The organism is Phaeovulum sp. W22_SRMD_FR3 (assembly GCF_052113705.1).
In the GTDB taxonomy this organism is placed as follows: domain Bacteria; phylum Pseudomonadota; class Alphaproteobacteria; order Rhodobacterales; family Rhodobacteraceae; genus JBGQOG01.
This window is the reverse complement of sequence record NZ_JBGQOG010000005.1, coordinates 18159-44314: the sequence shown is the minus strand read 5'-3', so window position 1 is coordinate 44314 and position 26156 is coordinate 18159. Positions and strand designations below refer to the sequence as shown.

Here is a 26156-nt window from a genome sequence, read left to right as displayed (position 1 = left end):
GCATGACGGACCGGACGGCGCTGACCGCCAGCGGCATCCACAAGTCCTTTGGGTCCCTGCAGGTGCTGAACGGCATCGACTTCACCCTGCATTCGGACGAGGCCGTGGGCATCATCGGCCCGAACGGTGCGGGCAAGTCCACGCTGTTGGGGGTGCTGTCCGGCGCCACCTCTCCGACCCGGGGGACGGTCGTTCTGGATGGCACGGATGTCAGCGCCCTGCCCGCCCGCGACCGGGCGGCGCGGGGGCTGGTGCGCACGCATCAGATCCCCCGGCCGTTTCTGGGGATCACCGTCTTTGAAAACGTGCTGGTCGCGGCGACCCATGCCGGGGCGGCGCGGCAGAGCGACGCCTATGACCTGGCGCTGGACGCGCTGCAGGTCTGCGGCATGATGGCGGTTGCCAACCGCCCGGCCGACAGCATCGGCCTGCTGGACCGCAAACGGCTTGAGCTGGCCCGCGCCCTTGCGACCCGCCCGCGCCTGCTGCTTCTGGACGAGATCGGCGGCGGGCTGACCGATGCCGAGGCCTCCGAACTGGTCGAGACGATCCGGGGCCTGCGCGCGCGGCGCATCGGCATCGTCTGGATCGAGCATATCGTGCGCATCCTCGTGCAGGTGGCGGAGCGGCTGGTCTGCATGGATGCAGGTAAAGTCATCGCCAGCGGCACGCCCGATGCGGTGATGACGGACCCGGACGTGGTGCGCGCCTATCTTGGAGGGGTGCCCGCATGACGATCCTGTCCGTGACCGACCTCGATGTCCGCTATGGCCAGTTTCGCGCCGTGCGCGGCGTCAGCTTTGATCTGCAAAAGGGCGAGGTCGTCGCCCTGATCGGCGCCAATGGCGCAGGCAAGACGACGCTGTTGCGCGCACTGGCGGGGGCAAACCGGATCCATGCAGGCTCCGTGCATCTGCACGGCGCCGACATCACCGCCAGCCCCAGCCATCAGCGCGTCGCCGCCGGTCTCGCGCTGGTGCCCGAGGGGCGCAGGCTCTTCCTCGACATGACGGTGACCGAAAACCTGATGCTGGGACGGACCGCCGGACGCCCCGGCGACTGGACGGTGGAGCGGGTGTTCGAGACCTTTCCGAACCTCATCAAACGCCGCCATGCGGCGACAGGCACCATGTCGGGCGGCGAACAGCAGGCCACCGCCATCGGACGGGCGCTGATGTCCAACCCCGACGTGCTGATCCTGGATGAGGTCAGCCTCGGCCTGTCCCCTTTGGTCGTCGATCAGGTCTATGCGTCCCTTGGCGGGCTGCTGAAAACCGGCACCACCGTCATCCTCGTCGAGCAGGATCTGTCGCGCGCGATGGCGGTGGCCGACCGGGTCATCTGCATGCTGGAAGGACGGGTGCAGCTCGACAGCCGCACCGCCGCCACCAGCCGAGAGGCCATCACACGGGCCTATTTCGGCACCGCACCCCAAGGGGAACACGCATGATCAACATCCTGATCCAAGCCGTCCTTCTGGGCGGATATTACGCGCTGATCGCCTGCGGGCTGGCCTTCATGTTCCAGGTGATGCGCGTCATCAACCTCGCGCATGGATCGCTGGCCGTGGTCAGCGCCTATCTGGTCTGGGCGCTGTCGGACGCCTTCGCCCTGTCGCCCTTCGTCGCCCTGATCCCGATCGTCGCCCTCATGGGCCTTGCGGGCTGGCTGCTGCAACGGCTGGTGCTGGAACGCGCCGTCCGGGGCGGAGAGCTGCTGCCCGTGCTGTCGACCTTCGGTCTGGCCATCGTGCTCGACAACCTGCTGTTTCAGCAATTCGGGGCCGATACCCGCTCGCTCTCGCCCTTCATCGGCGACCTGAGCTGGGAGGCGTTCGAGCTGCCGGGCAACATCTATGTCGGCAAACTGCCGGTCTATATCCTGATCGCCGCCGTGGCGATCATCGGCGGGCTGGATCTGCTCTTGAAGCGCACCGCGCTGGGCCGCCAGATCCGCGCCACCGCCGCCGATCCCGATACAGCGGGCCTTGTCGGCGTCAACGCCCGCCGCGCGGCGGGGATCGCCGCGGCATTGGCGACGATGACCGTGGCCGTCTCGGGCGTGGCACTGGGCCTGCGCGGCACCTTTGACGCCTATGCCGGTGCGCCACAGCTTCTCTTCGCCTTTGAGGCAACGATCATCGGCGGCGCGCGGTCGCTCTGGGGCGTGCTCGGCGGCGCCATCGTGCTGGCCGTCGCGCAATCGCTGGGCGCGCAGATCCATCCGCAGGGCTTTTTGCTGGGCGGGCATCTCGCGTTCCTGATCGTGCTGTTCATCCGCCTGTCGCGGCGCGGCAAGGCACCGTTGCGGCTGGCGGGCATCGCGCTGCCGACCCGGAAAGGATCTGCGCAATGACCATCCATCGCTGGACACCGGCCGCACGTCGGGCCTTCCTTCTGGCCGCGGGCAGTATCGTGATCCTGGCGCTCGCGCCCGGCTTTGCAAGCGACGGCGTGATCGAGCGCCTGACGGTTCTCTTCATCTATGTCATCATGGCCGCGATGTGGAACGCGCTGGCGGGCTACGGCGGGCTCGTGTCGATCGGCCAACAGCTCTTCTTCGGTCTGGGCGCCTATCTGACGATCCGGCTGGCGGATGCGGGCCTCAACCCCTTTGCCGCCATGGCGCTGGGGGCCGTGGTGGTGGCAGGCCTCGCCTGGGTCCTCTCGCTCTTCATGCTGCATCTGCGGGCGGGCGAATTCGCCATCGGCATGTGGGTGCTGTCATCCATCGCCCATCTCTGCGTCAATCTTGACCCGCTGATCCAGGGGGAAACCGGCACCTCGCTGATCTCGCTCAACGCCTATGCCATCGGCGAGCGGCGGATGCTGATCTTCTGGGCGGCGCTGCTGGGCATGACGGGGCTCATGGCGCTGCTCTTTGCCGTGCTGCGCACGCCGACCGGGCTGGCCATGCAGGCCATCCGCGACAATGAGGAGGCGGCGGATTCCATCGGCGTCAACCCGATGCGGACCAAGCGGCTGTTCTTCGTGCTGGCTGGATTTGGCACCGCCGTGGCGGGGGCGCTGTGGCTGGCGCAGGTCTCCGCCTTCCAGCCCCGGACCTATTTCAGCGTCCAGTGGACGGCCTACATGATCTTCATGGTGCTGGTCGGCGGCCTCGGACGCTTCGAGGGCGCGATCCTGGGCGCGCTGATCTTCTTCGCCGTGGAGACCTGGTTCGCCGCCACCGGCGTCTGGTATCTGATCGGCCTCGGGGCGGCGGCGCTGGCGTTTTCGCTGTTCCTGCCCAAGGGGCTCTGGGGCTGGATCGCCGACAGGACCGGAACCACGCTCATGCCGCTCGGCTACCGCGTGCGGACCGACACAACGACTTAAGCAGGAGGAAAAGAATGTTATTTGGCAAAACCATCGTGGTCACCGGCGTGGCCAGCGGCATCGGACGCCGCACGGCCGAACTGGCGGGGCAACTGGGTGCGGAGGTGATCGGCATCGACCGCACAAAGCCCGACCAGATCTTCGGCCAGTTCCTTGAGGGTGACCTTTCTTCCGCCGGGGGCGTCGCCGCAATTGCCCGGGCCCTGCCCGACCGGCTGGACGCTTTGTGCAACGTCGCGGGTGTTTCCGGCACCAGCGGGGCCGCGAACACGCTGGCCATCAACTTCTTCGGCCTGCGCGCGCTCAGCGTCGCACTGGCGCCCAAGCTGCGCGAGGGCGGTGCTGTCGTCAACGTGGCCTCCATCGCGGGCTACGGCTGGCGCGAGAACAGCGCCCGTGCCGCCGCCATCGCACGGACCGAGGGCTTCCCGGACCCGGCCCGCATCGTCGCGGAGCATGACATCCCGAACGAGGCGGGCTATCCTGTGTCAAAGGAGATCTTGCTGGTCTGGACCATGCTGGCGGCGCATCAGGATCTGTTCAAGTCGCGCGGCATCCGCGTGAACGCCGTGTCCCCGGGGCCGGTCGAGACGCCGATCCTGACCCAGTTCCGCGAAGTGCTGGGCGACGCGCGGGTCAATGCCGATGTGGACCGCGTGGGCCGGGCGGGCACCGCCGCCGACATCGCGCCCGCGATCCTGTTCCTGTGCTCCGACGCGGCGCGCTGGATCAACGGCACCAATCTGGCGACCGATGGCGGGCTGGAAGCCGCCATCACCACCGCCGCCCAGTCATTCTGAGGGAGAAAGAAATGACCGTTCAATTCCTGATCAACAACCAGAACACCGATGCCGCGGATGGCGCGACCTTCGACCGGATGGACCCGGTGACGGGCGAGGTGGCCACCACCGCCGCCGCCGCCCAGCCCGCCGACGTGGCCAATGTGGTCGCGGCCGCCCATGCCGCCTTTCCCGCATGGGCCGCGATGGGGCCCGGCCAGCGGCGCAAACTGCTGAACGCCGCCGCCGACATCATGGACAGCAAGGCGGACGCGTTCATCGCCACGATGATCGCCGAGACCGGCGCGACCGGCCCCTGGGCCGGGTTCAACGTGATGCTGGCCGCCGGTGTGATCCGTGAAGCCGCCGCGCTGACCACGCAGATCGGCGGCGAGGTCATTCCCGCCAACAAACCCGGCACGCTGGCGATGGGCGTGGCGCGTCCCAAGGGGGTCTGCCTCGGCATCGCTCCCTGGAACGCGCCGGTGATCCTGGGCACCCGTGCTGTCGCCATGCCGCTGGCCTGCGGCAATACGGTGATCCTGAAAGGGTCGGAGGCCTGCCCCAAGACCCACCGCATGATCATCGACTGCTTCGTCGAGGCGGGTCTGCCGGAGGGCGTGGTCAGCTATGTCTCGAACGCGCCCAAGGATGCGGCGGCCGTGGTCAAGGCGCTGATCGAGGCGCCGCAGGTCCGGCATGTCAACTTCACCGGCTCCTCCGCCGTGGGGCGGATCATCGGGCGGCTGGCGGGCGAGAACCTGAAACCGTCGCTCTTGGAACTGGGCGGCAAGGCGCCGCTGGTCGTGCTCTCGGACGCCGACATCGACGGGGCGGTGAATGCCGCGATTTTCGGGGCCTTCATGAACCAGGGCCAGATCTGCATGTCGACCGAACGGATCATCGTGGACGACAGCATCGCAGATGCCTTTGTCGAGAAGCTGGCGGCACGCGCCTCGGCCCTGCCCTATGGCAATCCGCGTGACAAGGTCGTGCTGGGATCGCTGGTCAGCCCGGAGGCGGCCGACAAGATGGAAGCGCTGATCGCCGATGCCACGTCCAAGGGTGCCAAACTGATCGCCGGCGGCCAGCGCAACGGCGCGATCCACGCCGCAACGCTGCTCGACGGCGTGACGCCGGACATGCGCATCTATGGCGAGGAAAGCTTTGGCCCGGTGAAATCGATCATCCGCGTCAGCGGTGACGATGAGGCCATCCGCGTCGCCAATGACACCGAATACGGGCTGTCGGCGGCGGTGTTCAGTCAGGACATCAAGCGTGCGCTCTCGGCGGCGAACCGCATCGAGAGCGGCATCTGCCACATCAACGGCCCCACGGTCGGCGACGAGCCGCAGATGCCCTTCGGCGGTGTCGGGGACTCGGGCTATGGCCGGTTCGGCGGCAAGGCGGCCATTGCCGAATTCACCGACCTGCGCTGGATCACCATCGAAGATCCGAACCAGCATTATCCGTTCTGATGCGAAATCGGCGCGCCCCGCGGGGCGCGCCGTGCCAGAGCTGTCGATCCGAATGGCGCCGCTAGGTCGCCGCCGCCTCGCCCAAAGCGGTGATGGCGGTCAGAAGGTCGCCCGGGTCTCCGTAGATCGCCTCTCCGTTCAGCGCCACGGCGCGAGCACCATGCGTCACGACCAGCAGCGGCACGCCGCGCGGCAAGTGCTGCTGGCGGCGCTGCGTGTCCGCGATGCGCGCATCGGTGGCGTGCTTGAGGTCGGCATCACGCATCAACCGGTCCGCAAAAGCCGCAGCCTCCAGCGGCACACCGCCCCGGGCCGCCACGGCAACGGCCACATCCGCAACGACATCGGCCTGCCCGGTATCGCGGCCCTCCACATAGCGGGCAATCTGCGCCGCATGCTGAAACAGCGGTTCCAGCGCCCCGTCGATCTGGCCCAGCGCCACCAGCGCCCGCGTCAGATAATCCGATCGGAAGATACCGCCCCTCTTGCGCATCACGCCCTGATGGTAGGCCTCGGTGAACCGCTGGCCGGTCAGGGCGGCAATGCGGTCATCGTTGCGCCGCGCGTGATCGGCGATGTCCGCCACCGGGCGCGGATCGCAAAACAACCCCGACGGGCGCATCGCAAGCGCATCGGGCCAGGTCTGTGCGAGCGCCTGCAGCGCGGGCGCGCTGGCATAGCACCACCCGCAGAGCGGATCGAAATAATAATCGAGCGTCAGGTCGGCCATAACCCTCTCCATCCTTGTCGCATTCTGCGGTCAGCTCTTGCCGATCGCCACTTCGATCAGGGCCAGCCCGCGGCGGCCCTGCACATGGTCCAGCGCCTCACCCAGCGCCGCCTCGAACCCGTCCGCATCCTTGGCGTGGCGCGCCCAGGCGCGGCTGGCTTTGGCCACCTGCACGAAATCCGGGCTGGGCGACAGATCGGTGAGCGGCACCGCATTGGCGCGCGCGGCATGCCCGTTGGGATAAATGTCCACAACGGACTGGCGCACGGCCCCCCATTCGGCATTGTTGAGCACCAGCACGACCATCGAGATCCCCAATGCCTCGGCGATCTGGTGGCAGGCCACCGGGTTGGCGAACATATAGGATCCGTCGCCCATCGTGGCGACCACGGTGCGGTCCGGCTGCGCCAATGCAAAGCCGATGGCCGCCGGAAAGCCCCACCCAAGGCCCCCCGCATGCGGCCCGTCGAACCAGCTCTGATGCCGGGTCAATGCCATGGAGGGAAGCTGGCAGCCCAATTCGGAAAACACCGCCGCATCACGGTCGGCCAGATGCCGCGCCAGCGTGTGGCTGATCCAGGGCTTGGTCAGCGCCGCCGCGTCGCGCTGTGCGACGGCCGCATCAAACCGCCGGGACTGATCGGCCTGGTGCGTCTGCGCCAGCGCCGCGCTGCGGGCGGTGGCGGCCGCCGCATGCGCGGGCCAGAGCGCCTCCAGCGCGGCCTCCAGCGCCAGGATCGCCGGGGCAATCTCTGACGTCACCCCCAGATCACAGCGGAAATTGCGCACGCCGGACCGCTCGGCCAGCGGGCGCGGGCCAACCTGAATAACCAGCGCATCCTCCCGCGGCTCCTGCTGCGCCGGGGCCCAGGGGGCCAGCGCATCGAGGCAAAGGATCACATCGGCCCGCTCCAGCAACGGGCGCGGATCCGGATCGGCGGCCATCGGATGCGTTGCGGGCAGGGCCAGTTCGACGGCCCAATACTGGCATACCGCGATGCCCCAACGCGCCGTCAGCCGCGACAGCGCGTCAAAGGCCGCCTGCCCTCCCGCCCCATGCTGCGCAAAGATCACCGGATGCTTCGCACTCGCCAGCCTTTCGGCCACCTGCGCCATCTGCGCGGTCACGGCGGCGATGGGCACGCCCGCCATCTGTGGGCGGCGATCCGCGCCCCGGGCCGGGATCGTCTCGCTCAATACTTCGCGCGGCAGGCTGACATAGACCGGCCCCTTCGGCGTCGAGGTTGCGATGCCATGCGCGCGGTCCATCACGTCGAAGATCTGTTCGGGAAAGCGCAACTCATAGTCCCATTTGCAGGCCTCGCGGATCAGACCGGCCTGATCCAGCATCTCCTGCCCCCACCCGATCGGCACCGTCCGCGCGCCGAGCCGCCCCTGCTCCAGCGTCGGCGTGCGGCCCGACATCAGCAGCATGGGGATGTTGTCGCAGGCCGCATTGATGGCGCCCATCGCCGCATTGGCGAGACCGACATTGGTGTGCACCATGACCGCCTGCGGCCTTCCCGTCGCCAGCGTATAGCCATGCGCCATGGCAACGGCGGCACTCTCGAAAGGAACGGTGACCGTCTTGGGCAGGGGGATGCCACCGGCCTCCGCCTCGGAGAGGCCCTCGATGATCGGGGGGAAATCGGTGCCGGAGTTGGCAAAGATATACTCCACGCCAAGCGTCGCCAGGCGCGACAGAAGTGCTGCACCGGCGGTCATGGTCCGGGTCTGGTCAGTCATGGCGGGTTCTTCCTTCGTCACTGGGCTTGGGCCGCGCGATAGCGCGCATTGGACTGCGCAAGACGGATGCATTGCGCAATCATACGGTTGGCGGGCACCGGAATGCCATGCGTGTCGGCCAGCGCCACGACAGCGCCATTCAGCGCGTCGATCTCGGTGCGCCGCCCGGCCTTGACGTCCTGGAGCATCGAAGGTTCGTGCATCAGGTGGTGAGCATAGGCATGTGTCAGCAGCGCGTCCACATGGTCGCGCGATGCCGCGACACCACAGGCGGCAGCGACGGCGATCGCCTCGGAGACGATGGCAGAGGCCAGCGCGCGCCCGTCGTCGGATGCGCCCACGCTCCCCGGCGTCCCGTTGGTGAGCGCGCAGATCGGGTTCAGCGCGCAGTTGAAGGTGGCCTTTTCCCAGATCGCTGCCCCGATGTCGGGGGTCACGCGGGCCGTCACACCTCCGGCCCGCAACACCGCCGCCACGCGGTCAAGAATCGGGTCGGGCTGCCCGTCGGCGGTGTAGAAATCCGTCGTCGCCGCCCCGTGAGAAGCCACCTGCCCCGGCCCGAGAAATTCTGCCGGGGTCATCGTCATGCCAATCATGATCCGGTCGGGGCGCACATGGGCCGCGATCCGTTCCGCGTTGCCGACACCGTTTTGCAGGCTCAGAACCCAGGCGTCGCCGATCTGGCCGGCGATGGCGGCCAAAGCCGCATCGGTGTGAAAGACTTTGGTGAACAACAGCACGAGATCGGTCGGGCCGCGGAAATCCTGCGGCGCCATGGCCCGCATGGGCAGAACGTGGTCGCCATCATCCAGTCCAACACGCAACCCGTCGCGCGAGACGGCCGCGACATGGGCCGCGTTGACATCCAGCAAGGTGACATCCGCCCCCGCCCGCGCCAGCCGCGCGCCATAGACGGACCCCATCGCACCGGCCCCCAAAACAGCAACCTTCATCGCGCTCTCCTTTCAGCATGTCCACCACCCGAGGGTGTCTTATATAACGGGAGGGTCATTTCACTGTGCAAAATCAATCTCCTCCTCCAACCAGTGATGAGCCTGCAAGGGGCGCCTACGCCCCGGAACACAGGGCCAGGGCGCCAGCGGGCCAGAAGGCCTGCTGATCTCCGCGAGCGGCCCTGTCTGGCGCGCGAACATCCCCTCCCACCCGGCCCCGCGGATCGACACTCATCGCCGCACGACAGACAGGCCGAGGGTGTGCGGCCCTGCGCCGATCTGCCCGCTCGGTCTGTCCCTGCGGCAACAGCGTCTGACGGTTGTGAGCGTGTGATGTGCGAAGCCTTCGCATGAAGAGGGGCACCCCGCTGTCCGGCATGGGGTGCGTGGGCAGATGCGGATGCTTGTGCGGCACATGCCTGTTCCCAACCCCCGGCCAAGGTCAATGTCAGCCCACGCGGCGTCTCGGCGGCGCTGGTGCCGACCAGAACCCGGTAGATGCCTGCCGGAACCCGCCACACATTCCGCTGCGCATCGAAATACGCAAAATCCCGCATGCCCAACGTCACCCTTGCCGTCTCCTGCGCGCCCGGTTCGAGTTGAAGGGCGGCGAAACCGCGCAACTCCTGCACCGGGCGGTCATAATGCCGGTAGCCGATGAAGATCCCCTCCGCATAGGCCACATGCACCCCGGTTCCCGTGGAATGGCCGACCGTGGGAGTGGCATCCAGCGTTGCGGGGACGGTCTGCGGCAAAAGCCCCCCAGGCTCTGTATCGCCCATAAGCACGTCGGCGATGCCATCGCCCGGCTCCTGCCCGGGATAGAACGCCTGCAGAATGGCGGCGACCTTGTCCCGCCGGGGCACCACGACGGGGCCGCCGGTTTGCAGGACCACAACGGTGCGCGGATTGGCGGCCGCGACAGGGGCGATCAAAACGCCCTGTTCACGCGGCAGGTCAATCCCGGGCAGATCGCACCCCTCGCTGCCCCATTCGGGCGTGCGCCCGACGAAAAGCACCGCAACATCGGCCGCCGCCGCGGCCTGTTCAGCGGCAAAGATACCGGCCTCGCCCAGCGGCAAGGCCAGACCGACGCGAAAGGCCTGAATCCCGTCCGTGACACCCGTGGTCGATTTCCAATCCACGCGGCAACGGTAGGTCCGCCCGGCCTCGAGCGTGATCTCGGCACAGCGTTCGGGACCGCCGAAATCATAGCAGGTATCGCCCGTGGGTACCCAACCGCCCCAGCCGTCGATCAGCAGCGCATCGTCAACAAAGAGCCGCGCAAGGCCCGCATTCACAAGCCCGACCGTGTAGCGCCCGCCGGCCTCCGGCGTCACCGGAAATGTCGAGCGAACGGGATAGACATCGAGCGCGATGCCGGGCTCATACGATCCGAACCATTTGGCGCTGGACTGGGCATAGTCCTTTTCATGGACCACGGGGCCGCTGAAACCGGGACTGTTGTAAAAGGTTGAGGGCGTCGCGCCCGGCACCACGGGCATCAGCAGATAATTGGCGCAGCCTTCGGCATAGGGCACCTGCAGCCCGTCGCGGGCGCGCAGCCCGGCGAGCGGCGTGACGCGGTACTGCGCATTCACCCGCGCACTGCCGCCGCCCATGATCTGTCCCACCGACGCCTTCGGCCCGATCACCGCGATCTTCCTCTGATCCGGTTTCCGCGGCAGCAAACCGTCGTTCTGCAGCAGCACGGTGCCGTCGGCCACGGCAAGGCGGATGAGCGCGCGGTGCGCGGGCCTGTCGATCGACCGTTCGGCCCCGCGCGGGGCAGCTTTGCGCACGCCGCTGCGATCGACCCGTCCCAGAAGACGCCGTGCGCCGTCAGTGACCATCTCCAGATCAATCTCACCGCGCGCAATGGCCGCCAGCAATTTCTGGCCCCGGTAAAGCGCCGACCCCGGCATTTCGAGATCAAGCCCCGCGTTCATGCTATCCGCGATACTCCTGACCGCCGTCCGGCCAGACTCGACGACCCCGTCAAACCCGTATTCCTGCTTCAGCAGATCGTGCGGCAACCATGTATGCGCGCTGGTATGCGTGCCGTTCAGCGGGCCACGGTGCATGTTGACCGTGGGGGCAAGCAGCACATGGGCGTCCTTGGTTCGTGTTTCCTGCGCCAGCGCCTGCCCCAGCCCGCGCACCAGCGCCGGGTTCCACGTGGCCCCCAGGGCGATGCCACAGGGGAACACTGCCACCGTCGGGCCATTCTCGGTCACGCCGCCACGTGCCCCGTTCGGCCCGTCAGTCCCCTTGACCGACGGCACCGCGAGCCGCTCGATGGCAACCGTTTCCCAGAAAATCGTCCCGGCCAGTAAGGAAACCTTCTCCGCCAGCGTCATCCGGGACAGGCTGTCTTCGATCCAGATCGTATCCATGGCATCTGCGTCTTTCCGTAAGGGCCTTTGGGGGGTCACAGGCGTTTCCCGGGCTGGGCGTCGAAGAGCGGGGCACTGGAAAGCGAGACACTGGAGAGGGCAAATCCTGCCCGCATCTCGTCGCCGCGTTCTGGCCGCAGCTTCAATTCACTGCTGATCCGGATCCACGCCTTTTGTCCGGCGGTTTGCCCCCGGATCACACTGTCGGTCCCCATGGCTTCCAGCACATTGACCATGAACGGCAAGATCATTTCCGTGCCCTGCGGTTCAAGCCGGATTTGGTCAGGGCGCAGGCCCGGCACGGCATCGCAGGCCACCGCCGGACGCGCGGCAAAGCCGTGGCCGCCACGGTCGACAGAATGATGCGATGAATGGTCACGCGTTCCTCCCACAGAATTTTTGCTGGCGACCGCCTGCTGCGGCGCGCTTCACCAAGTCTCGGTCCGCCTCCGTCTACGGCGGAAAATGGCAAACCGAGTATTATTTATCCAATCGCATTTCCTTGTTTTTCAATATTGCATATTTCTATAATGAGACCGTCCTGAAAGAGAGCCGCCATGACTGATCTGAACCTGCTCCGCGTCCTGGTGACGATTTACGAAACCGGCGGGGTCGGCCGCGCGGCAGAGCGGCTCAACCTGTCGCAGCCGACCGTCTCGCATTCGCTGGGCAGATTGCGGGATGTCCTGGGGGATCCGCTCTTTCGCCGCACGGCACAGGGCATGGTGCCGACCGAAACCTGCCACCGCATCATCAGCGAGGTGCGGCCCTCCGTGCTCGCCATCGAAAATGCGCTGAGCGCTTTGCATGAGTTTGACCCCCTCACCTCCCGGCGCACCTTCCGCATCGCCGTGTCGGATCTGGGCGAGATGTCCTATCTGCACCGAATCGTGCCGCTGGCGCAGAAAGAGGCACCCCATGTCACGATCGAAGCGGTTGAGCTGGATGTGGCGCAGATCGAAGAATGGCTATCGATCGGGCGCATTGATCTGGCCATCGGGAACCGGTCGACTTCTGTTGAGACCATAGAGGCAGAAACCCTGTTCAAGGAATATTATGTGGCATTGGTCAGCCGCGATCATCCGCGCATCCGGGGGCGGATGACCGATGCAGGGTATTTCCGTGAGAGCCATGTCTGCGTGGCAGAAACGAGCGGTCACTGGCAGGGTCCGGAGGTCTCGGCACTCAGCGGCGCCAGGCGGCAGGTTGCGTTGCGGCTGCAACATTTCTTTGGGTTGCGCGAGATCGTCGGCCACAGTGCGCTGGTGGCGATTGTCCCCTCACGGATCGGGCAGGACTTTGCCCGTTTTGCCAATGTGGACACCCTGGAGCTGCCATTCACCAGCCCGCAGTTTTCTGTGCAGATGTTATGGCAAAAGGCCGCCGGAGACCGCGCCGAACAGCGCTGGTTCCGCGATCTGACCCAGCGCGCGCTGCGGAGTTTTGTGTAGGCTCAGGGCGTCGGCAAAACCGGCCCCGGTCACGTCATCCTGCGCGACCGGCCGATCTCGCCAAGGCGGGAAAGCGGCGTCTTCGGGACCAACCACCCGGTACCCCCGACTGTTCGATCTCATCGTCATGCGCCTTTCCTTCATCGCGCATGCGAGGGCCGGAAGGGTTGCCGCGAAGAGCCCGAAGAAGATGGTCAACCGGGCCGCATCCGAAATGCACGTCTGACGCCGGGCACGGGATTTTCTCTGCGTCCGGCGGCCAAAAGCTGCGCGACATTCGGCTGCCCGTTCCTTGGCCGATCTTGCGCCCGTCGGAGCGCGCGCCGGAGTGCCCCCGCTGAAGCGGTCCGGCATCTGGGATCGTTTCATCCCATGGTCAAGAGGGCCGAGCGATGGTTGCCGCACCGCTTGCGACGGGCCAAAAAGTGCGGCAGGCACAGCCTCACTTGAGTGTCACATAGGTCTCGGGGTCTATCGTGCCCATCCGGACGGCCACATGTGCGCCCGTCGCCCCTTCGAGGGTCGCGCGCAAACGAACACAAAGCTCGGTCAGTACCGCGCTTGTGCGTTCCGCGCGCTGCAGGATCTGAATTTCCATGTTGATGCCCGGCAGATCGGGCATTGCCAGAACCGGAATGACGGCGAACTGACATGCCGAGACCGGCACCTTCAGACCGCTGCAGAGCACATCGCGCAGCGGCGGCAGCGCGTCAACCAGCGCCGTCCGGAGCGTCGGGTAAATCGTCTCATCGACGTAGATTTTAAGGTTCGGCATGTCAGCGGGCGTCCATCGGCGTCAAAACAAAATTGAACGGAGAGTGCCATTTTGTGGCCGCGCCCTGGAGCGGCTCGAACGGTGCAATCAGACTGCTTTTCACGCCAAAGACCGCGTCGCTTTGCAGATAGGCATCACCGCCGACAAAAGTATGCGTCACCAGCTTGTGAAAGCCGGGCGCGGTGATCAGATAATGCATATGCGCAGGCCGATAAGGGTGGCGGCCAAGCTGCTCCAGCATCTGCCCGACCGGACCGTCATCCGGGATAGGATAGCTGACCGGCTTGATCCCGACGAAATGATAGGCGCCGTCCTTGCCGGTCAGAAAGCGACCGCGGTTGTTCCACTTGGGTTGCACGCCGGGTTGCTGCACGTCGTAAAAGCCGTCGGCATTGTCCGACCATACATCCACGCAGGCCCCCTCGATCGGTTCGCCGTGCAGATCGAGAACCTTGCCGCTGTAAAGACAGCTTTCGCCCTTTCCATCCAGCGAGATGCTGTCCCCCATGCTGCGAATGGGGGCATCCGCCACATGAAACGGCCCGAAAACCGTGCTTTCGGTGGCGCCCGCGGGATGGCGGTTGTTGATCGCATCGACCAGCATGGAAAAGCCCAGCACGTCAGACAGCAAGATCACCTCTTGCCGTTCATCAGAGCAGATCTTGCCGGTGCGGGTCAGGAAATCGATGCCGGTTTCCCATTCCTGCTGGGTCAGCTGAATCTCCTTGGCAAAAGCATGCAGGTGTTTGACCAGAGAGGCCATCACCTCTGCCAGACGCGGATCGGTGCAGCCCTCCATACGGGCGTTCACGGTATCCTCTGAGCCATCTTCGGTGAAATATCGGATCATGCTTTTCCTCCTGAAAAGATCAACGGGGGCGTTCGCCGGCCCAGGCGTTTTGCAGCACGGCACGGATCGCCTGCCGGTCGAGCGGGCGGGGGCACCAATAGGGGTTTGCCACGGCCTCAGCCGCCAACGGGTCAAGTTGTGCCTCGGTCACGCCGAGGTCTGCCAGCCGGAGCGGTGCGCGGATGCCCGCCGCGAAGTCATGAAGGCCCGCACCCGCCCGCCCGCCAAAGAGGGATGCGACAGGTGCCAACAGGTCCGGCCGCGCCTCTTCGACAAAGCCAATCGTATGCGGCAGCAAAATGGCATGGGTTTCGGCATGCGGCAGGTTCAGGCTGCCGCCCAGCGTGTGGCACAGCTTGTGATGGACCGACATGCCGACGCCCCCCAGAACGGTGCCGCAAAGCCATGCCCCGTAAAGAGCCACGTCGCGGGCCTCCCTATCCGCGGGGTCGACGGCGATGGCGGGCAAAGCCTCGCGCAGCGCCCGCAACCCCTCCACGGCCATCAGCGTGAAAATCGGGCTGCCATCTTCGGCGTAGACCCCCTCGGCGGCATGCGCCATCGCGTTAAGGCCACTGGTGATGCTGAGCGCGGCGGGCAATGTGTCGGTCAGGTCGGGGTCGTAGATCACCACCTCCGGCAGGATTTCGGCGCCGCGCCGTGTGGTTTTCACCCCGGCGTCGGTCTCGCCGAGAATGGCGGTCACCTCGGAGCCCGCATAGGTGGTGGGGATCACCACCTGCGGCGCACACGTCCGGGCCGCAATCGCCTTGCCCAGACCGGTGGTCGAGCCGCCGCCAAGCGCCACGACGCAATCGGCCCGCAGCGCGGCGTAGGCCTCAACGGCGCACGCGGTCACTGCAACCGGCGTGTGCATGGTTGCGGCGTCAAAGACGCCCGCTGCCACCGGGCCCAGCCCCTCGGCGAGCGCTTGCGCCTCTGCCCGCTGATGCGGCGTGCACAGAACAAGCGCGCGGCATGCCCCGAGGCGTTGCACCTCGGCGGCGGTTTCCGCGACCTTTCCCCGCCCGAAGACGATCCGGGCGGGCCAGCTGCTGTGGGTGAACCTTTGCATCGCGGCTCACCGATCCAGTTTGAACAACCGCCGCGCGTTGGTACGGCCGATTTTCAGGCGATCCGCTTCCGAGATGGTCGCCGCGTCAAACCAGTCCGCCGCATGGTCGACATTCTCAAACGGCCAGTCCGTCGAGAACATGATGCGCTCAGCGCCCAGCTCCAGAACGGCGTCGATCAATGTCTGGGTGCGGAAGTTGCCCGAGGTGGTGATGTGGAAGTTCTCCGAGAAATAATCGACAAACTTGCGCTTGGCCGGGTGTTTCGGCGGCAGTTTGACCCAGGCGTTGCGGTTGTCGATGCGCCACAACATATAGGGAATGCCTTCGCCCATATGCCCCAGCACGATCTGCAGCGACGGATGTTCGTCGAACAGGCCCGAACCGATCAGCCGCAGCGCATGCACCGCCGTTTCCTGCGCAAAGGCCCAGGTCGGCCCCATCAGCCAGGGATGGCCGTCATAGATCCGGCTGTCCTGCGGCAGCGGGTTGCGGGGATGCAGGTAAAAGGGCACATCCAGTCGCGCCACCTCGGCCCAGAACGGGCGGTATTGCGGCAGATCATAATAAAGCAACTCTTGCCCGCCGCCCTGTGCCGCATCCTGCGAAAAGCCGTTGACCAAAGCACCGACAAAGCCAAGGTCGGTGACGCAGCGCTCCAACTCGCGCGCGGCGGCCTCCGGGTCTTGCAGGGGCAAGGCGGCAAAGGCGCGGAAGCGGTCGGGCCGCTTGGCGCATTCCTCGGCCAGCACATCATTGGCGTGCTTTGCCGTGTCGATGGCGCGGCGGCGGTCGGTGATGGCCTGCACGGCGGGCGCATTCAGCGACAGGATCATCATCTCGATGCCATGCGCATCCATCTGGCGCAGCCGGGTGTCCTGAATGTCGAGCAGACGGTGCTGCAGTTCGTCCCAATAGGCGCCGGGCACGAAACCCGCGGAATCCTGCAGGGTTTCGGGAATGGCGAAATGTTCTTCGAGGGCGATCTTGCCTTGCATAGTATATCTCCTGATGATCCCGGGGCCGCGGACAGGCCCGGTTCGGTGTCAATGGGTGTTGAGAGTGTCGAGGAGCTGGCGGGTGAGCATGTTCAGCTCACCAGCATCGCGGGCCAGGCCGTAGACATAGCTGTCCGGCCGGACGATGGCGGCAATGCTCCCGGTCTCGTCGAACCAGCGGGCATAGACGCCGTTGCTGTCAGACACCGGCGCGGCGCCGAACATGTTCGAAATGCCAAAGGCAATTTCACGGCCGCCGAGTGCGGCAAAGGCGATGCGGTCGGCCTGCGCCATCGCCCCGAGCGCCTCGGGTTCCTTCGCGACGATCAGCCAACCGGTCCCGGCGATATCGTCAAAAAGCGCGGTCTTGTGCGCGGTTGAGACCAGCCCCTGCGGGAACAGGTCGCCATCATTGGCAATCAGCCCGCCTTTCAGGGCCGGATAGCGCAGCTTGTCGGGTTTTTGATGGGCGCGGCGCGCGGCAATCATCCGGGCATCCCGTTCCTTGGCCAGCTCGGGGTCGCGCATGGTTTGCACGCGGCCGAGTTCGATGGCCTTTTCGGTGATGAAGCGGACATGCGGCTCCCGCTCAGGCTGATAGCTGTCCAGCAGCGTCTCGGCATATCCGCCCAGCACCATGTCCAGTTTCCAGGCCAGATTGCGGGCGTCGCGGATGCCCGAGACCATGCCCTGCGCCAGAAACGGCGGCATCTGATGCGCGGCATCGCCCGCCAGCATGACACGGCCCTTGCGCCAGACATCCACAATGCAGGAGCGGAAGGTGTAATTGGCCACGCGGACCAGCTCGGCATCCTCCGGGCCAAAGAACCCGGCCACCCGGGGCCAGACATTTTCCGGCCTCACCAATGCCTCGCGGTCCGCTCCTGCCTCCAGCCGGAAGGAAAACCGGTGGTGATGCGGGCCGATGTTGACGATCGAGATCGGTTGCGCCGGGTTGCAGACCTGGCGGAAGGACGGCAGGCCCGGCACCCTGCGGCGCATCTGAAAATCGCAGACCAGCCAGTTCTCAAAAAAGCCAAGGTCGTCGAGGCCGCCTCGCATATGCTCGCGCACGAAACCATTGCCGCCATCGCATCCGACGACATAGCGGGCACGCAGCTGGTGCGGGGCACCGTCATCGGTGCGGGCTGTCACGGTGACCCCCTGCGTCTCTTCTGCCAAAGCTGTCACCGTGAAGCCCTGCCGGACCTCAACACCCGGGGTTGCACGGACCTGGGTGTCCAGGACGTCTTCCAGATGCGGTTGATACATCATGTATTGCGCAGGCCAGCCGCAGCGGCCGGGGTTGTCATATTCGATGTCGAGAAGCGGCTCGCCCTCGCCATTCACCCAGATATAGCCGCGTTGAATATTGGTGCCGGGCAGGACCTTTTCCGCGATGCCCAGCTTTTGAAAGGTGCGCATCGTTTCGTCATCAAAGGCCGCCGCGCGCGGCAGGTTGTAAAGGCCCGCATAGCGCTCGAGTACAACCACCTTGCGCCCCGACTGCCCGAGCAGCGCCGCCAGTGCCATCCCCGTCGGGCCATAGCCGACGATCGCGACATCATAATCCATCTTCTTTCCTCCGTTCATCCGAAGCGCCCGTGAGTAAGTGTTTCACCGGCAACATTTTCATTTGCAAGTTTTGGGGCGACGTTCGCCCGATCCCCGCCTTGGCGTGCTATTTGCCCATCAGAATCGTGACGCCCGACAGCGAAATCGCCGGGATATAGGTGATCAGCATCAGGGCCATCAGGTAGATCAGCAGGAAGGGGACGATGCCGCGATAGATGGTCGACAGGCCGACCCCTGACATCGACTGCATGACGAAGATGTTGATCCCAAAGGGCGGCGTGAACAATCCGATGGCAAGATTTACGGTGACAATGATCCCGAAATGCACCGGATCGACGCCAAGCGCGGTGATCATTGGCAGCAACAAAGGCGTCAACAGCAAGATTGCAGAAAGCGGGTCAATCAGGCAGCCGACGATCAGCAGCAGCACATTGATCGCCAGCAACAACACCCATGGCTGCAGCGCCATCTGCTGAACCCAGTCGACCAGCTGACTTGAAATCTGATTGACGGTGATCAGCCAGGAGAAGACGCCGGCACAGGCAATGACCACCATGATCTGCGCGGAGAAGGCGACGGTGGTTCGGGCCGCATCCAGCAGATCCGCCAGTGTCAGTTCACGCATCACCCCCCAGGAGACGATAAAGGCGTAAAGGCAGGCCACACCCGCGGCCTCGGTCGGCGAAAAGATCCCGCCATAGATCCCGCCGATGATCAGAACAGGCACACCTGCCGCCCAGATGCCCCGCCGCATCGCGGTCAGGAAACGCCGGATCGAGAAGACCTCGCTGGCCGAAATCACATGTTTGCGCCCGATCCAGAGCGCGTGCAGCGCGATCATGCCGATGATCAGCAACCCCGGAACAATCCCCGCGGCATAAAGCCGTGGGATCGATTCATCCGCCGCCGCGGCATAGACGATCATCGGGATCGAGGGCGGCAAGATCACCCCCACCGCCCCGACCGAGACCAGCAGGCCGGAGGCATAGGCATCAGAATACCGGTCCTCGCGCAGCGACGGCAGCATCACCTTGCTGAGCGTGGCCACCGAAGCCGCGCCGACCCCGGTGATCGCACCGAATACCGCGCCGCCGGTGATCGCGGTCAGCGGCACTTTGCCCGGCACCCGCCCCATGCTGGCACGCATCAGATCGACCAGACGCTGCGCGATGCCGCCACGGTCCATCAATTCACCCGCGAAGATAAAGAAGGGCAACGCCAGCAAGGCATAGGCATTGACCGACGAGAACAGATATTGCTGCAGCGCGACAAGCGGCACATGCATGGTGAAGGCCATTGTCGCGGCACAAGACGCCAGCAACACGAGGAAGATCGGGAAGCCGACCAGCATCAGCACTACGGGAAGAACCACAAGCGTCCAGATCATTGTGTAATATCCCTGCGTCTAAACCCTGCGACCAGCCTGAAAAGGGCGACGGTCCCCATGCCAAGCAGCCCGATCAGAACGGTGCCCTGTACGATCCACAGCGGAATCTGTGCCATGTTGCTGAGGGTTCCGCGGGCCTCAAGGCGGCTGACGCCTTGATAGGAGTACCAGCCCACAAAGTAGCAAATGCCCGCCGTGGCGGCATGTTCAAGATGCCGCAACATCCGCAATACAGGCGGCGGCAGGGCCTGCGTCAGCAGGGTCATCCGCAAATGCTGATCCTGGTACGAGGCCGCAATCGCGCCCAGAAACACCACCCCGACCATGGCAAACACCAGCGCCTCATCCAGCCAGAGCAGTGACACGCCCCAGATGTAGCGCAGCGCAACCCCCAGGCAGATCAGGACCACCATCGCGACCAACACCAGTGCCAACATGGTCGCCAGCCAGCGCAGCAATTTTTCGAGTGTTTTTTGCATCATTTTTCCCCGGGTGCGGGGTGCAGGCACCCCCACCTTCTGACGGGTTACGGCGCCGCGTACCGCGCCGCGACCGATTGCAGGAAGCTGATTTCATCTTCGAGCGATGGGTTCTGGGCCTTCGCATCCGGCAAGCTGGCCTGCACGGCGTCCAGAAAGGCCTTCTGATCAGCCGCCGACAGCTCTTTCACAGTGCCGCCATTCTGCTCCCACACCGCACGGACACCTTCCACTGCGCTCAGATTCCAGGCATTTGCATCTGTTATGGCTTCGCGCGCGGCGGTGCGGAGCTTCGCGCTCAGATCCTCGCCGATGCTGTCGAGAAAGGACTGGCTCGCCACCGCGGTGACGATCAGATAGCTCTCGGGCAGCACCGTCAAATCTTTGGCAACGTCGTAGTAGCGCCCTGTCGTAAAGACCGGCAGACCCGCAATCAGACCATCGACGACACCGTTTTGCATGGCGGGCAACACCTCGCCCAGAGGCATCGAAATCGGCGCGGCACCGAGGGCCGAGAACGGTCCGGTCGCCAGCGCCGAGGGCCCCGCCACACGGATCCGCTGCCCCTGCAGCGCGGCCAATGTGTCAATGCCTTTGGCACTCAGGACACCCAGCGGTCCATGCGGAAAGGCCGCAATGGGGTGCAGATCCTGATCGGCGCCGAATTTCTCCAGATGGTCGAGCACCTCGGGATCCGACAGCACCTTTTGAGCATGGCCAAGGTCGTCAAACAGCCCGGGCACGTCCAGCACTTCAAACCGCCGGTCATATTGCACGAAGAAGGACGATGCCGGTGCCGTCACTTCGATGGTCCCCATGGCCACGCCCTCAACCGTCGCCGGGATCTGGCCCAGCTGGTTGGCGGGAAACAATTGGACATCGATGGCGCCATCCGTGGCGGCTTCAAGTTTTTGCTCAAAGGCTTCCATCCATTTCAGGATGACGTCATTGTTTGTCGGCGATGAGACTTTCAACGTGAAATCTGCCGCGAGCACCGGACCGGCAGCCGAGATGGACATGCCGAGCCATGCCGCGCAGAGCAGCAACTTTTTCATTCGATCCTCCCTGATCATTGTCTTTGATTCCCCGGATCACTTTGCGTCACAACATTTGTATATGCAAGCGTTTCCTTGGAAAGCTTTTGCCGCAAATGCCGTGCCATCCCTGCAGCGCATGCTCCCGGTGAAATTCCGGTGAATGCTCGGCCTTGCCAGATGCGATCTTCAGACTTGCTGCGCATGGCAACATCCGGCATACACAATAATTGAATTGGCAACAGTTGTGCAGTTGCATCTCATGCTTTGGCTCTGGAAGAGACTGGCCCATGTCCTATCGTTTCACAGATTCGGTTCCCTACCTGCTGAACCGGGCAGGCGTCAGAATCGCCGAACGATTCAGTCGGCGGTTGGAGGCGCATGATGTATCGTTGCCGATGTACCGGGTTCTTGCGGTCCTGCGTCAGTCCGGCACCCACACGCTGGGTGAACTGTCCGAGCTGGTTTCGGTTGAGCTGTCAACGCTGTCGCGGATGATCGGTCTCTTGGCCAAACGCGATCTGGTTTCGCGCGTCAGGCCGCCTGAAAATGCCCGCATCGTGTTGATTGATCTGACGGATGCGGGAAGAGATCTGGCAGATCGCCTGATGCCGATCGCCCGGCATTTCGAGGACACGGTTTTGTCCAACCTGGCAGAAGATCAGGTTCAGACGATCAAGGTCTTGCTGCGTCAGATCAACCAGAAGGTCGACACGCTGTAGCCCGCGCCGGAATTATCCGATCTGAGACGTCGCCCGCCCTTTTCGCCTGAGTTCTTCCCGGCTTTTGGCAGGTACCCATTGGACTTAGGTATCTGCCCCATAGTGTACGGCTGCGATCCTTTTTGAGGGCAGGAAGGACGCCCAGCGGGCCAATTTCGTCTGGCGAGCATCATTGTTGAGCGGTGGTTCGGTTGATCTGAACAGGCTCCGGGCGTTTTCCAAGTGGTTTTTCGCCCCGGTTACGCCGCCACCGCTTCGGACATCGGCTGGTTGAAATAGGCCTGATCGGGGGTTTTCCCGTCAAGCGATGCATGGGGCCGTCGGCTGTTGCAGAAGCCGAGGTAGCGACCAATCCCAGCCCGTGCTTCGGACACGTTGGCATAGGCGCGCAAATAAACCTCTTCGTATTTGATCGCCCGCCACAGACGCTCGACGAAGACATTGTCAGGCCAGGCTCCCTTGCACAAATCACGCGGCGACGAGCTGCATAGATCGACTGAGGTTAAATAATTTATCGGTCCGGAAGCTGGTGCCGCTACGTCCAGAAGGTATCACGCCGCCATGCCGGACAAGAAATCGTTCTCCAGCGTAAGCTGCCCGATCTTGGCGTGCAGGGTCCTCACGTCGACCTTCGGTTCCGGATCGGCCTCCGGTGCCCCCCCGAACACCCCGGTCGCGCATGCAAGAAGCTGATCGCGCCACTGCTTGATCTGGCTGGGATGGGCGTCGAATTCCTGAGCCAGCTTGATCAGCGTCTTCTCTCCCTTGATCGCGGCCACCGCCACTCACCCGGTGGGAAAACGGTCCCTCAGATCGTTTTCTTATCCGCCTCATACCTTGAATGACAGCTGTGGTTCGGGCGCGGTCGTCTTCCCATGGCCTTCTCCTCGCTTGCAGCATCATGCTGCTGTTGCTCGGAAAATCCGCTTGTCCCGGCCCTCAGATCTGCCCCTCCGTGCGCGCGGCAAGGTGCTGCAGGATCTCGGCCGTTGACAGCGTGGCCTGTACCAGCCATCCGGGTTCATCCGCGCCCAAAGGTTCCAGCGCAGCGCATTGGCTGGCGACGAGGCTGTCCGGCATGAAATGCCCCGGCCGTGCCCTCACCCGCGCCCGCGCCTCGGCCTCACTCAGCACGAGATGCACGAAGGTGACCGGACCGCCAGCCGCCAGCCGCACGCGATAGGCGCGCTTCAGGGCGGAACAGGAGACGACAAGCCCCGGGGCCTGCGCCCTTTGCAACCGGCCAGCGATGGCGTCCAGCCAAGGCGCGCGCATCGCATCATCCAGCGGGCGCCCGGCGGCCATGGCGGCAACATTGGCGGGCGGATGCAAAAGATCCCCTTCCAGGAACGCCGCACCGATCTGCCGGGCAAAGGCGGCGCCAACGGTGCTTTTGCCACAGCCACTGACGCCCATCACCACATAGCGCCGGATCAGGTCAGCCATGCCACCGGCCAAAGCACGATTTGCGGAAATGCCGCCACCAGCACCAGCACCGCAATGTTGATCGCATAGAAGGGCAGCGCCGCCGCCACGATCTTTTCCGGCGAGACCTTGGCCACATAGGCGGTGGCAAAAAGACATGTGCCGACCGGGGGGGTGGCAAGGCCCACGGCAAGGCTCGCCACCATGAAGATCAGGAAGTGCATCGGATCAACCCCCGCCCCCACCGCGGCGGGCATCAGCACCGGGATCAGCATCAGCGCCGCCGCCACGATGTCCATGAGCATGCCGACGATCAGAAAGATCAGCCCCATCAGCATCAGGGTCAGGAAGCCGGAACTGCCAAAGACCGACAGGAACCCCGATGCCTTTTGCGGCAGCATATCGACGGTGAAGATAAACGTGGCGGCATTGGCCACCATCAGGATCAGCAGGACCGACCCCGCCAGCTGCCCGGCGAGAATGGTCAGCTCGACCACATCACGCCAGCCGATTTCTCGGTGCACGATCCCCGCCACCAGCAACGTATAGAGCACCGCAAGGCCCGCCGCTTCGGTCGGGGTAACAATGCCTGAAAACATGCCGGTCAGGATGATGATCGGGGCGCCGACCGAGGGGGCGGCCCGCAGCAAAGCCCGGCCGCTGCGGCGCAGATCAAAGGTGGTGACCACGCCATAGCCGCGTTTGCGCGAAATATAGGTGTTGTAGCCCGCCAACGCGAGCGCCAGCAAAATGCCCGGCCCGAGGCCTCCGGCAAGCGCGCCCCCCACCGACTGCCCGGCCGAGGCCGCCGCAACGATGGTCAGGATCGAGGGCGGCACCAGTGTCGCCAACGTCGCCGTGATCATGGTCAGCGCCGCCGAATAGGGCAGCGGATAGCCGCGCGAGGTCATCGATTTGATGGTGATCGGCCCGAGGCTGGCAATATCGGCCACCGACGATCCCGAAATGCCACCAAAGACGAAACTGGAGGCGATATTGACATGCCCGAGCCCGCCGCGCAGCCGCCCGACAAGGGCTTCGGCGGCGTCAAAGATGCGCTCGGACAGGCCGCCGCGCTCCATGATCTGCCCGGCGAGGATGAAGAGCGGCACGGCGATCAGCAGAAACGAATTGATCGAGGTCGCCATCGTCTGGGTGATCATCGACAGCGGCAGATCAAACCACCAGAGCGTGGCCACCGTCGCCAAGCCCAGCGACACCGCGAGCGGCACGCCCAGAATGGCGAGGGCCGCAAAAATCAACAGCAGGCTCAGGCTCATCTCAGGCTCCTTCCGACATCGGCTTGCTGCCGCGCTGTGGGGTGGTGGAATGGGTGTCGGTTTCGGCAAATTTCGCGGCACGCGCCCCGGGGGCTTCGGCCGTTTCCGTGGCAGGATTGGGGGGTGCCAGATCAGGATCCGCATAATCAGGCCGGGCGAAAGCGTGGATCAGCGTGCCCAGAATGGCCAGACCCGACCCCAGCACCAGCGGCAGCGTCGCCAGCCACATGCCTACCTGTAGGATCGCCGATTGCTCGCCAAAGCGGATCTGCTGCTGCATCAGGCCCCAGCCGTGATAGCTGACCACCGAAAACAGAACCACCGAGGCCAGCGCCGGGATCAGCCGCAGCAGCGGTTGCAGGGCGGGCGGTGCGAGGACGGTCAGCATGGTCAGCGCCGGGTGCATGCCATTGCGAAACCCGGTGCCGAGGCCCATCCAGATCGTCCAGATGAACAAAAAGCGCGAGAGCTCCTCGGTCCAGGCGATGGAGGCGCCCAGCAGGCGCGAGCCGACCTGCAGCCCGATCAGGCAGACCATGCCGAACACTGCCACCAGAATGACGGCATCCACCAGACGCCACAGCAGTTTATCCAATCGTTTCATGGTTATCCCCCAGCGGATGGCGGGGCGGGCAGCCCCGCCCCGCATCGGTCACGCCTGCACGAAGGCGAGGCTTTGCTTCATGAAATCGGCACCGATCTGCGCCTCGAACTCCGGATAGATGCTGCGGGCGATCTCTTGCACCTTTGCAAGCTCGCCTTCGGCAAACTGATTCACCTGCATGCCCGCGCCCTGCAATTTGCCGATGATCTCGGCCTCTTGCGCGATCTCTTGCGCATCATGCTCGGCGATCATCTCGCTGGCCGCCGCCTGCACCGCCGCCTGATGTTCGGCCGGGATCTTGCCCCAGGCCGCCGAAGACAGACCCACGAGGAAGCTGTCGGCCAGATGCCGGGTCAGGTTCAGCTGCCCCTGCACCTCATACAGGCGGTTGTTCCACGGCACTTCCACCGGGTTTTCCTGCCCGTCGATCGCCTTGAGTTGCAGTGCAGAATAGACCTCGGAGAAGGCCATCGGCGTCGGGTTGGCGCCCAGCGCCTGGAACAGCCGCACGAACAGCGGGTTGTTCGGCGTGCGCAGGGTGATGCCTTTGAAATCCTCGGCCTTGGTGATCACCTGCTCGCGGGTGGTGACATTGCGGAAGGTGCGCAGGAAGAACCCCAGCCCCTTGATGTTCAGCCGCTCAAGCGAGGCCAAAAGCTCTGCCCCCGGCGCGCCGCCGAGATAGCCCTGCAACTGGTCATAATCCGAGAAGAGATAGGGCAGCGAGATGGCGTTCATCTTCGGCTCGAACGAGGCGTAGACCGAGCTGGCGAGGATCAGCCCGTCCAGCGCGCCGCTGCCCAGCTGGTTGACGGCGGCATTCTGGTCCTTGCCATAGAGGATGCCGTCCGGGAAGACCTGAATGGCGACATCGCCGCCGGTCTTTTCGGCCACGAGCTCTGCAAACCGGCTGGCGGCACGGCCAACCGAGCTGTCGGCAGGATCGGGCACCGCAAGGCGCAGGCTGGTGCTGGCCGCGCGGGCGCGCAGCGGGAAGCCTGCGGCGACACTGGCCACAGCCAGCGTGCCCATGCTGCCCAAGAGATGACGGCGGGTGAGTTGGAACGGTGTTGTCATGGTCTC

General features: G+C 64.8%; 25 protein-coding genes and 2 pseudogenes. 8 read left to right on the top strand and 19 right to left on the bottom strand.

Annotation, left to right across the window (positions count from 1 at the left end; translation table 11 throughout):
- Nucleotides 1-2: 2 nt before the first annotated feature.
- From ACEN2S_RS08300 to ACEN2S_RS08275, 6 genes are read left to right on the top strand one after another with little or no spacing between them, the layout of a single operon-like run.
- Complete coding sequence (locus ACEN2S_RS08300; RefSeq protein ID WP_441864869.1) at nucleotides 3-734, top strand: ABC transporter ATP-binding protein; 732 nt, start codon at nucleotides 3-5, stop codon at nucleotides 732-734.
- Complete coding sequence (locus tag ACEN2S_RS08295) at nucleotides 731-1450, top strand: ABC transporter ATP-binding protein (RefSeq protein WP_441864867.1); 720 nt, start codon at nucleotides 731-733, stop codon at nucleotides 1448-1450. The genes ACEN2S_RS08300 and ACEN2S_RS08295 overlap by 4 nt, the downstream gene beginning before the upstream one ends.
- Nucleotides 1447-2355 carry a branched-chain amino acid ABC transporter permease gene (locus ACEN2S_RS08290; protein ID WP_441864865.1) on the top strand — a complete coding sequence of 303 codons (909 nt, stop codon included), beginning with the start codon at nucleotides 1447-1449 and terminating at the stop codon, nucleotides 2353-2355. The genes ACEN2S_RS08295 and ACEN2S_RS08290 overlap by 4 nt, the downstream gene beginning before the upstream one ends.
- Entirely contained in the window at nucleotides 2352-3338 is a 987-nt protein-coding gene (locus ACEN2S_RS08285; RefSeq protein WP_441864863.1) for a branched-chain amino acid ABC transporter permease, read from the top strand. Before ACEN2S_RS08290 ends, ACEN2S_RS08285 begins: the two co-directional genes overlap by 4 nt.
- A gap of 14 nt (nucleotides 3339-3352) precedes the next feature.
- Nucleotides 3353-4138, top strand: coding sequence for a coniferyl-alcohol dehydrogenase (locus tag ACEN2S_RS08280; RefSeq protein ID WP_441864860.1), 786 nt, complete (start codon nucleotides 3353-3355; stop codon nucleotides 4136-4138).
- Nucleotides 4139-4149: 11 nt separating this feature from the next.
- Nucleotides 4150-5595, top strand: coding sequence for an aldehyde dehydrogenase (locus ACEN2S_RS08275; RefSeq protein ID WP_441864858.1), 1446 nt, complete (start codon nucleotides 4150-4152; stop codon nucleotides 5593-5595).
- A 61-nt stretch (nucleotides 5596-5656) separates the two neighbouring features.
- Here the strand turns inward: ACEN2S_RS08275 and ACEN2S_RS08270 are convergent, their stop codons facing one another.
- Genes ACEN2S_RS08270 through ACEN2S_RS08250 form a run of 5 tightly spaced genes read right to left on the bottom strand, consistent with a single transcriptional unit; the run spans nucleotide 5657 to nucleotide 11812 of the window.
- Nucleotides 5657-6325: a DsbA family protein gene (locus ACEN2S_RS08270; RefSeq protein WP_441864855.1), complete on the bottom strand. Its 669-nt coding sequence runs from the start codon at nucleotides 6323-6325 to the stop codon at nucleotides 5657-5659.
- 30 nt (nucleotides 6326-6355) lie between these two features.
- Nucleotides 6356-8071: a thiamine pyrophosphate-requiring protein gene (locus tag ACEN2S_RS08265; protein ID WP_441864853.1), complete on the bottom strand. Its 1716-nt coding sequence runs from the start codon at nucleotides 8069-8071 to the stop codon at nucleotides 6356-6358.
- Between the two features lie 17 nt (nucleotides 8072-8088).
- On the bottom strand, nucleotides 8089-9024 hold the full coding sequence (locus ACEN2S_RS08260; protein WP_441864851.1) for a ketopantoate reductase family protein: 936 nt from the start codon (nucleotides 9022-9024) through the stop codon (nucleotides 8089-8091).
- Complete coding sequence (locus tag ACEN2S_RS08255; protein WP_441864848.1) at nucleotides 9021-11420, bottom strand: glycoside hydrolase family 3 C-terminal domain-containing protein; 2400 nt, start codon at nucleotides 11418-11420, stop codon at nucleotides 9021-9023. Before ACEN2S_RS08255 ends, ACEN2S_RS08260 begins: the two co-directional genes overlap by 4 nt.
- Nucleotides 11421-11455: 35 nt before the next feature.
- Nucleotides 11456-11812, bottom strand: a complete 357-nt coding sequence (locus ACEN2S_RS08250; protein WP_441864845.1) for a TOBE domain-containing protein — start codon at nucleotides 11810-11812, stop codon at nucleotides 11456-11458.
- A gap of 165 nt (nucleotides 11813-11977) precedes the next feature.
- On the opposite strand from ACEN2S_RS08250, the gene ACEN2S_RS08245 reads away from it, so the two are divergent.
- The gene (locus ACEN2S_RS08245; protein ID WP_441864842.1) at nucleotides 11978-12871 is read left to right on the top strand and encodes a LysR family transcriptional regulator; all 894 of its coding nucleotides are present in this window, start codon (nucleotides 11978-11980) and stop codon (nucleotides 12869-12871) included.
- A gap of 442 nt (nucleotides 12872-13313) precedes the next feature.
- Here ACEN2S_RS08245 and ACEN2S_RS08240 read toward each other — a convergent pair whose 3' ends face one another.
- The 8 genes from ACEN2S_RS08240 to ACEN2S_RS08205 form a co-directional block, all read right to left on the bottom strand.
- Entirely contained in the window at nucleotides 13314-13646 is a 333-nt protein-coding gene (locus ACEN2S_RS08240; protein WP_441864839.1) for a hypothetical protein, read from the bottom strand.
- Nucleotide 13647: 1 nt separating this feature from the next.
- A complete protein-coding gene (locus ACEN2S_RS08235; protein ID WP_441864836.1) occupies nucleotides 13648-14496 on the bottom strand; it encodes an intradiol ring-cleavage dioxygenase in 849 nt (282 codons plus the stop codon).
- Between the two features lie 19 nt (nucleotides 14497-14515).
- Nucleotides 14516-15571 carry a maleylacetate reductase gene (locus ACEN2S_RS08230; protein WP_441864833.1) on the bottom strand — a complete coding sequence of 352 codons (1056 nt, stop codon included), beginning with the start codon at nucleotides 15569-15571 and terminating at the stop codon, nucleotides 14516-14518.
- Between the two features lie 6 nt (nucleotides 15572-15577).
- Nucleotides 15578-16567, bottom strand: coding sequence for a gamma-resorcylate decarboxylase (gene tsdA / locus ACEN2S_RS08225; RefSeq protein ID WP_441864831.1), 990 nt, complete (start codon nucleotides 16565-16567; stop codon nucleotides 15578-15580).
- Between the two features lie 48 nt (nucleotides 16568-16615).
- Nucleotides 16616-18142 (bottom strand): bifunctional 3-(3-hydroxy-phenyl)propionate/3-hydroxycinnamic acid hydroxylase MhpA, encoded by a 1527-nt coding sequence (gene mhpA / locus ACEN2S_RS08220; RefSeq protein WP_441864829.1) that lies wholly within the window; start codon nucleotides 18140-18142, stop codon nucleotides 16616-16618.
- Between the two features lie 106 nt (nucleotides 18143-18248).
- Nucleotides 18249-19529 (bottom strand): TRAP transporter large permease, encoded by a 1281-nt coding sequence (locus ACEN2S_RS08215; RefSeq protein ID WP_441864827.1) that lies wholly within the window; start codon nucleotides 19527-19529, stop codon nucleotides 18249-18251.
- Entirely contained in the window at nucleotides 19526-20008 is a 483-nt protein-coding gene (locus ACEN2S_RS08210; protein WP_441864824.1) for a TRAP transporter small permease, read from the bottom strand. Before ACEN2S_RS08210 ends, ACEN2S_RS08215 begins: the two co-directional genes overlap by 4 nt.
- A gap of 47 nt (nucleotides 20009-20055) precedes the next feature.
- A complete protein-coding gene (locus ACEN2S_RS08205; RefSeq protein ID WP_441864822.1) occupies nucleotides 20056-21063 on the bottom strand; it encodes a TRAP transporter substrate-binding protein in 1008 nt (335 codons plus the stop codon).
- Between the two features lie 269 nt (nucleotides 21064-21332).
- Here ACEN2S_RS08205 and ACEN2S_RS08200 point away from each other — a divergent pair, with 269 nt between their 5' ends.
- The gene (locus ACEN2S_RS08200; protein WP_441864819.1) at nucleotides 21333-21764 is read left to right on the top strand and encodes a MarR family winged helix-turn-helix transcriptional regulator; all 432 of its coding nucleotides are present in this window, start codon (nucleotides 21333-21335) and stop codon (nucleotides 21762-21764) included.
- Nucleotides 21765-22003: 239 nt separating this feature from the next.
- Here ACEN2S_RS08200 and ACEN2S_RS08195 read toward each other — a convergent pair.
- From ACEN2S_RS08195 to ACEN2S_RS08170, 6 genes and pseudogenes are all read right to left on the bottom strand, one after another.
- A pseudogene (locus ACEN2S_RS08195) lies at nucleotides 22004-22225 on the bottom strand (integrase core domain-containing protein); the annotation flags it as partial.
- A gap of 117 nt (nucleotides 22226-22342) precedes the next feature.
- Nucleotides 22343-22549: pseudogene (locus tag ACEN2S_RS08190) on the bottom strand (IS3 family transposase); the annotation flags it as partial.
- A 154-nt stretch (nucleotides 22550-22703) separates the two neighbouring features.
- Nucleotides 22704-23210 (bottom strand): gluconokinase, encoded by a 507-nt coding sequence (locus ACEN2S_RS08185; RefSeq protein ID WP_441864817.1) that lies wholly within the window; start codon nucleotides 23208-23210, stop codon nucleotides 22704-22706.
- Entirely contained in the window at nucleotides 23198-24469 is a 1272-nt protein-coding gene (locus ACEN2S_RS08180) for a TRAP transporter large permease (RefSeq protein ID WP_441864815.1), read from the bottom strand. The genes ACEN2S_RS08185 and ACEN2S_RS08180 overlap by 13 nt, the downstream gene beginning before the upstream one ends.
- Nucleotide 24470: 1 nt before the next feature.
- Entirely contained in the window at nucleotides 24471-25073 is a 603-nt protein-coding gene (locus ACEN2S_RS08175) for a TRAP transporter small permease (protein ID WP_441864813.1), read from the bottom strand.
- Between the two features lie 48 nt (nucleotides 25074-25121).
- On the bottom strand, nucleotides 25122-26150 hold the full coding sequence (locus ACEN2S_RS08170; protein WP_441864810.1) for a DctP family TRAP transporter solute-binding subunit: 1029 nt from the start codon (nucleotides 26148-26150) through the stop codon (nucleotides 25122-25124).
- Nucleotides 26151-26156: the final 6 nt, after the last annotated feature.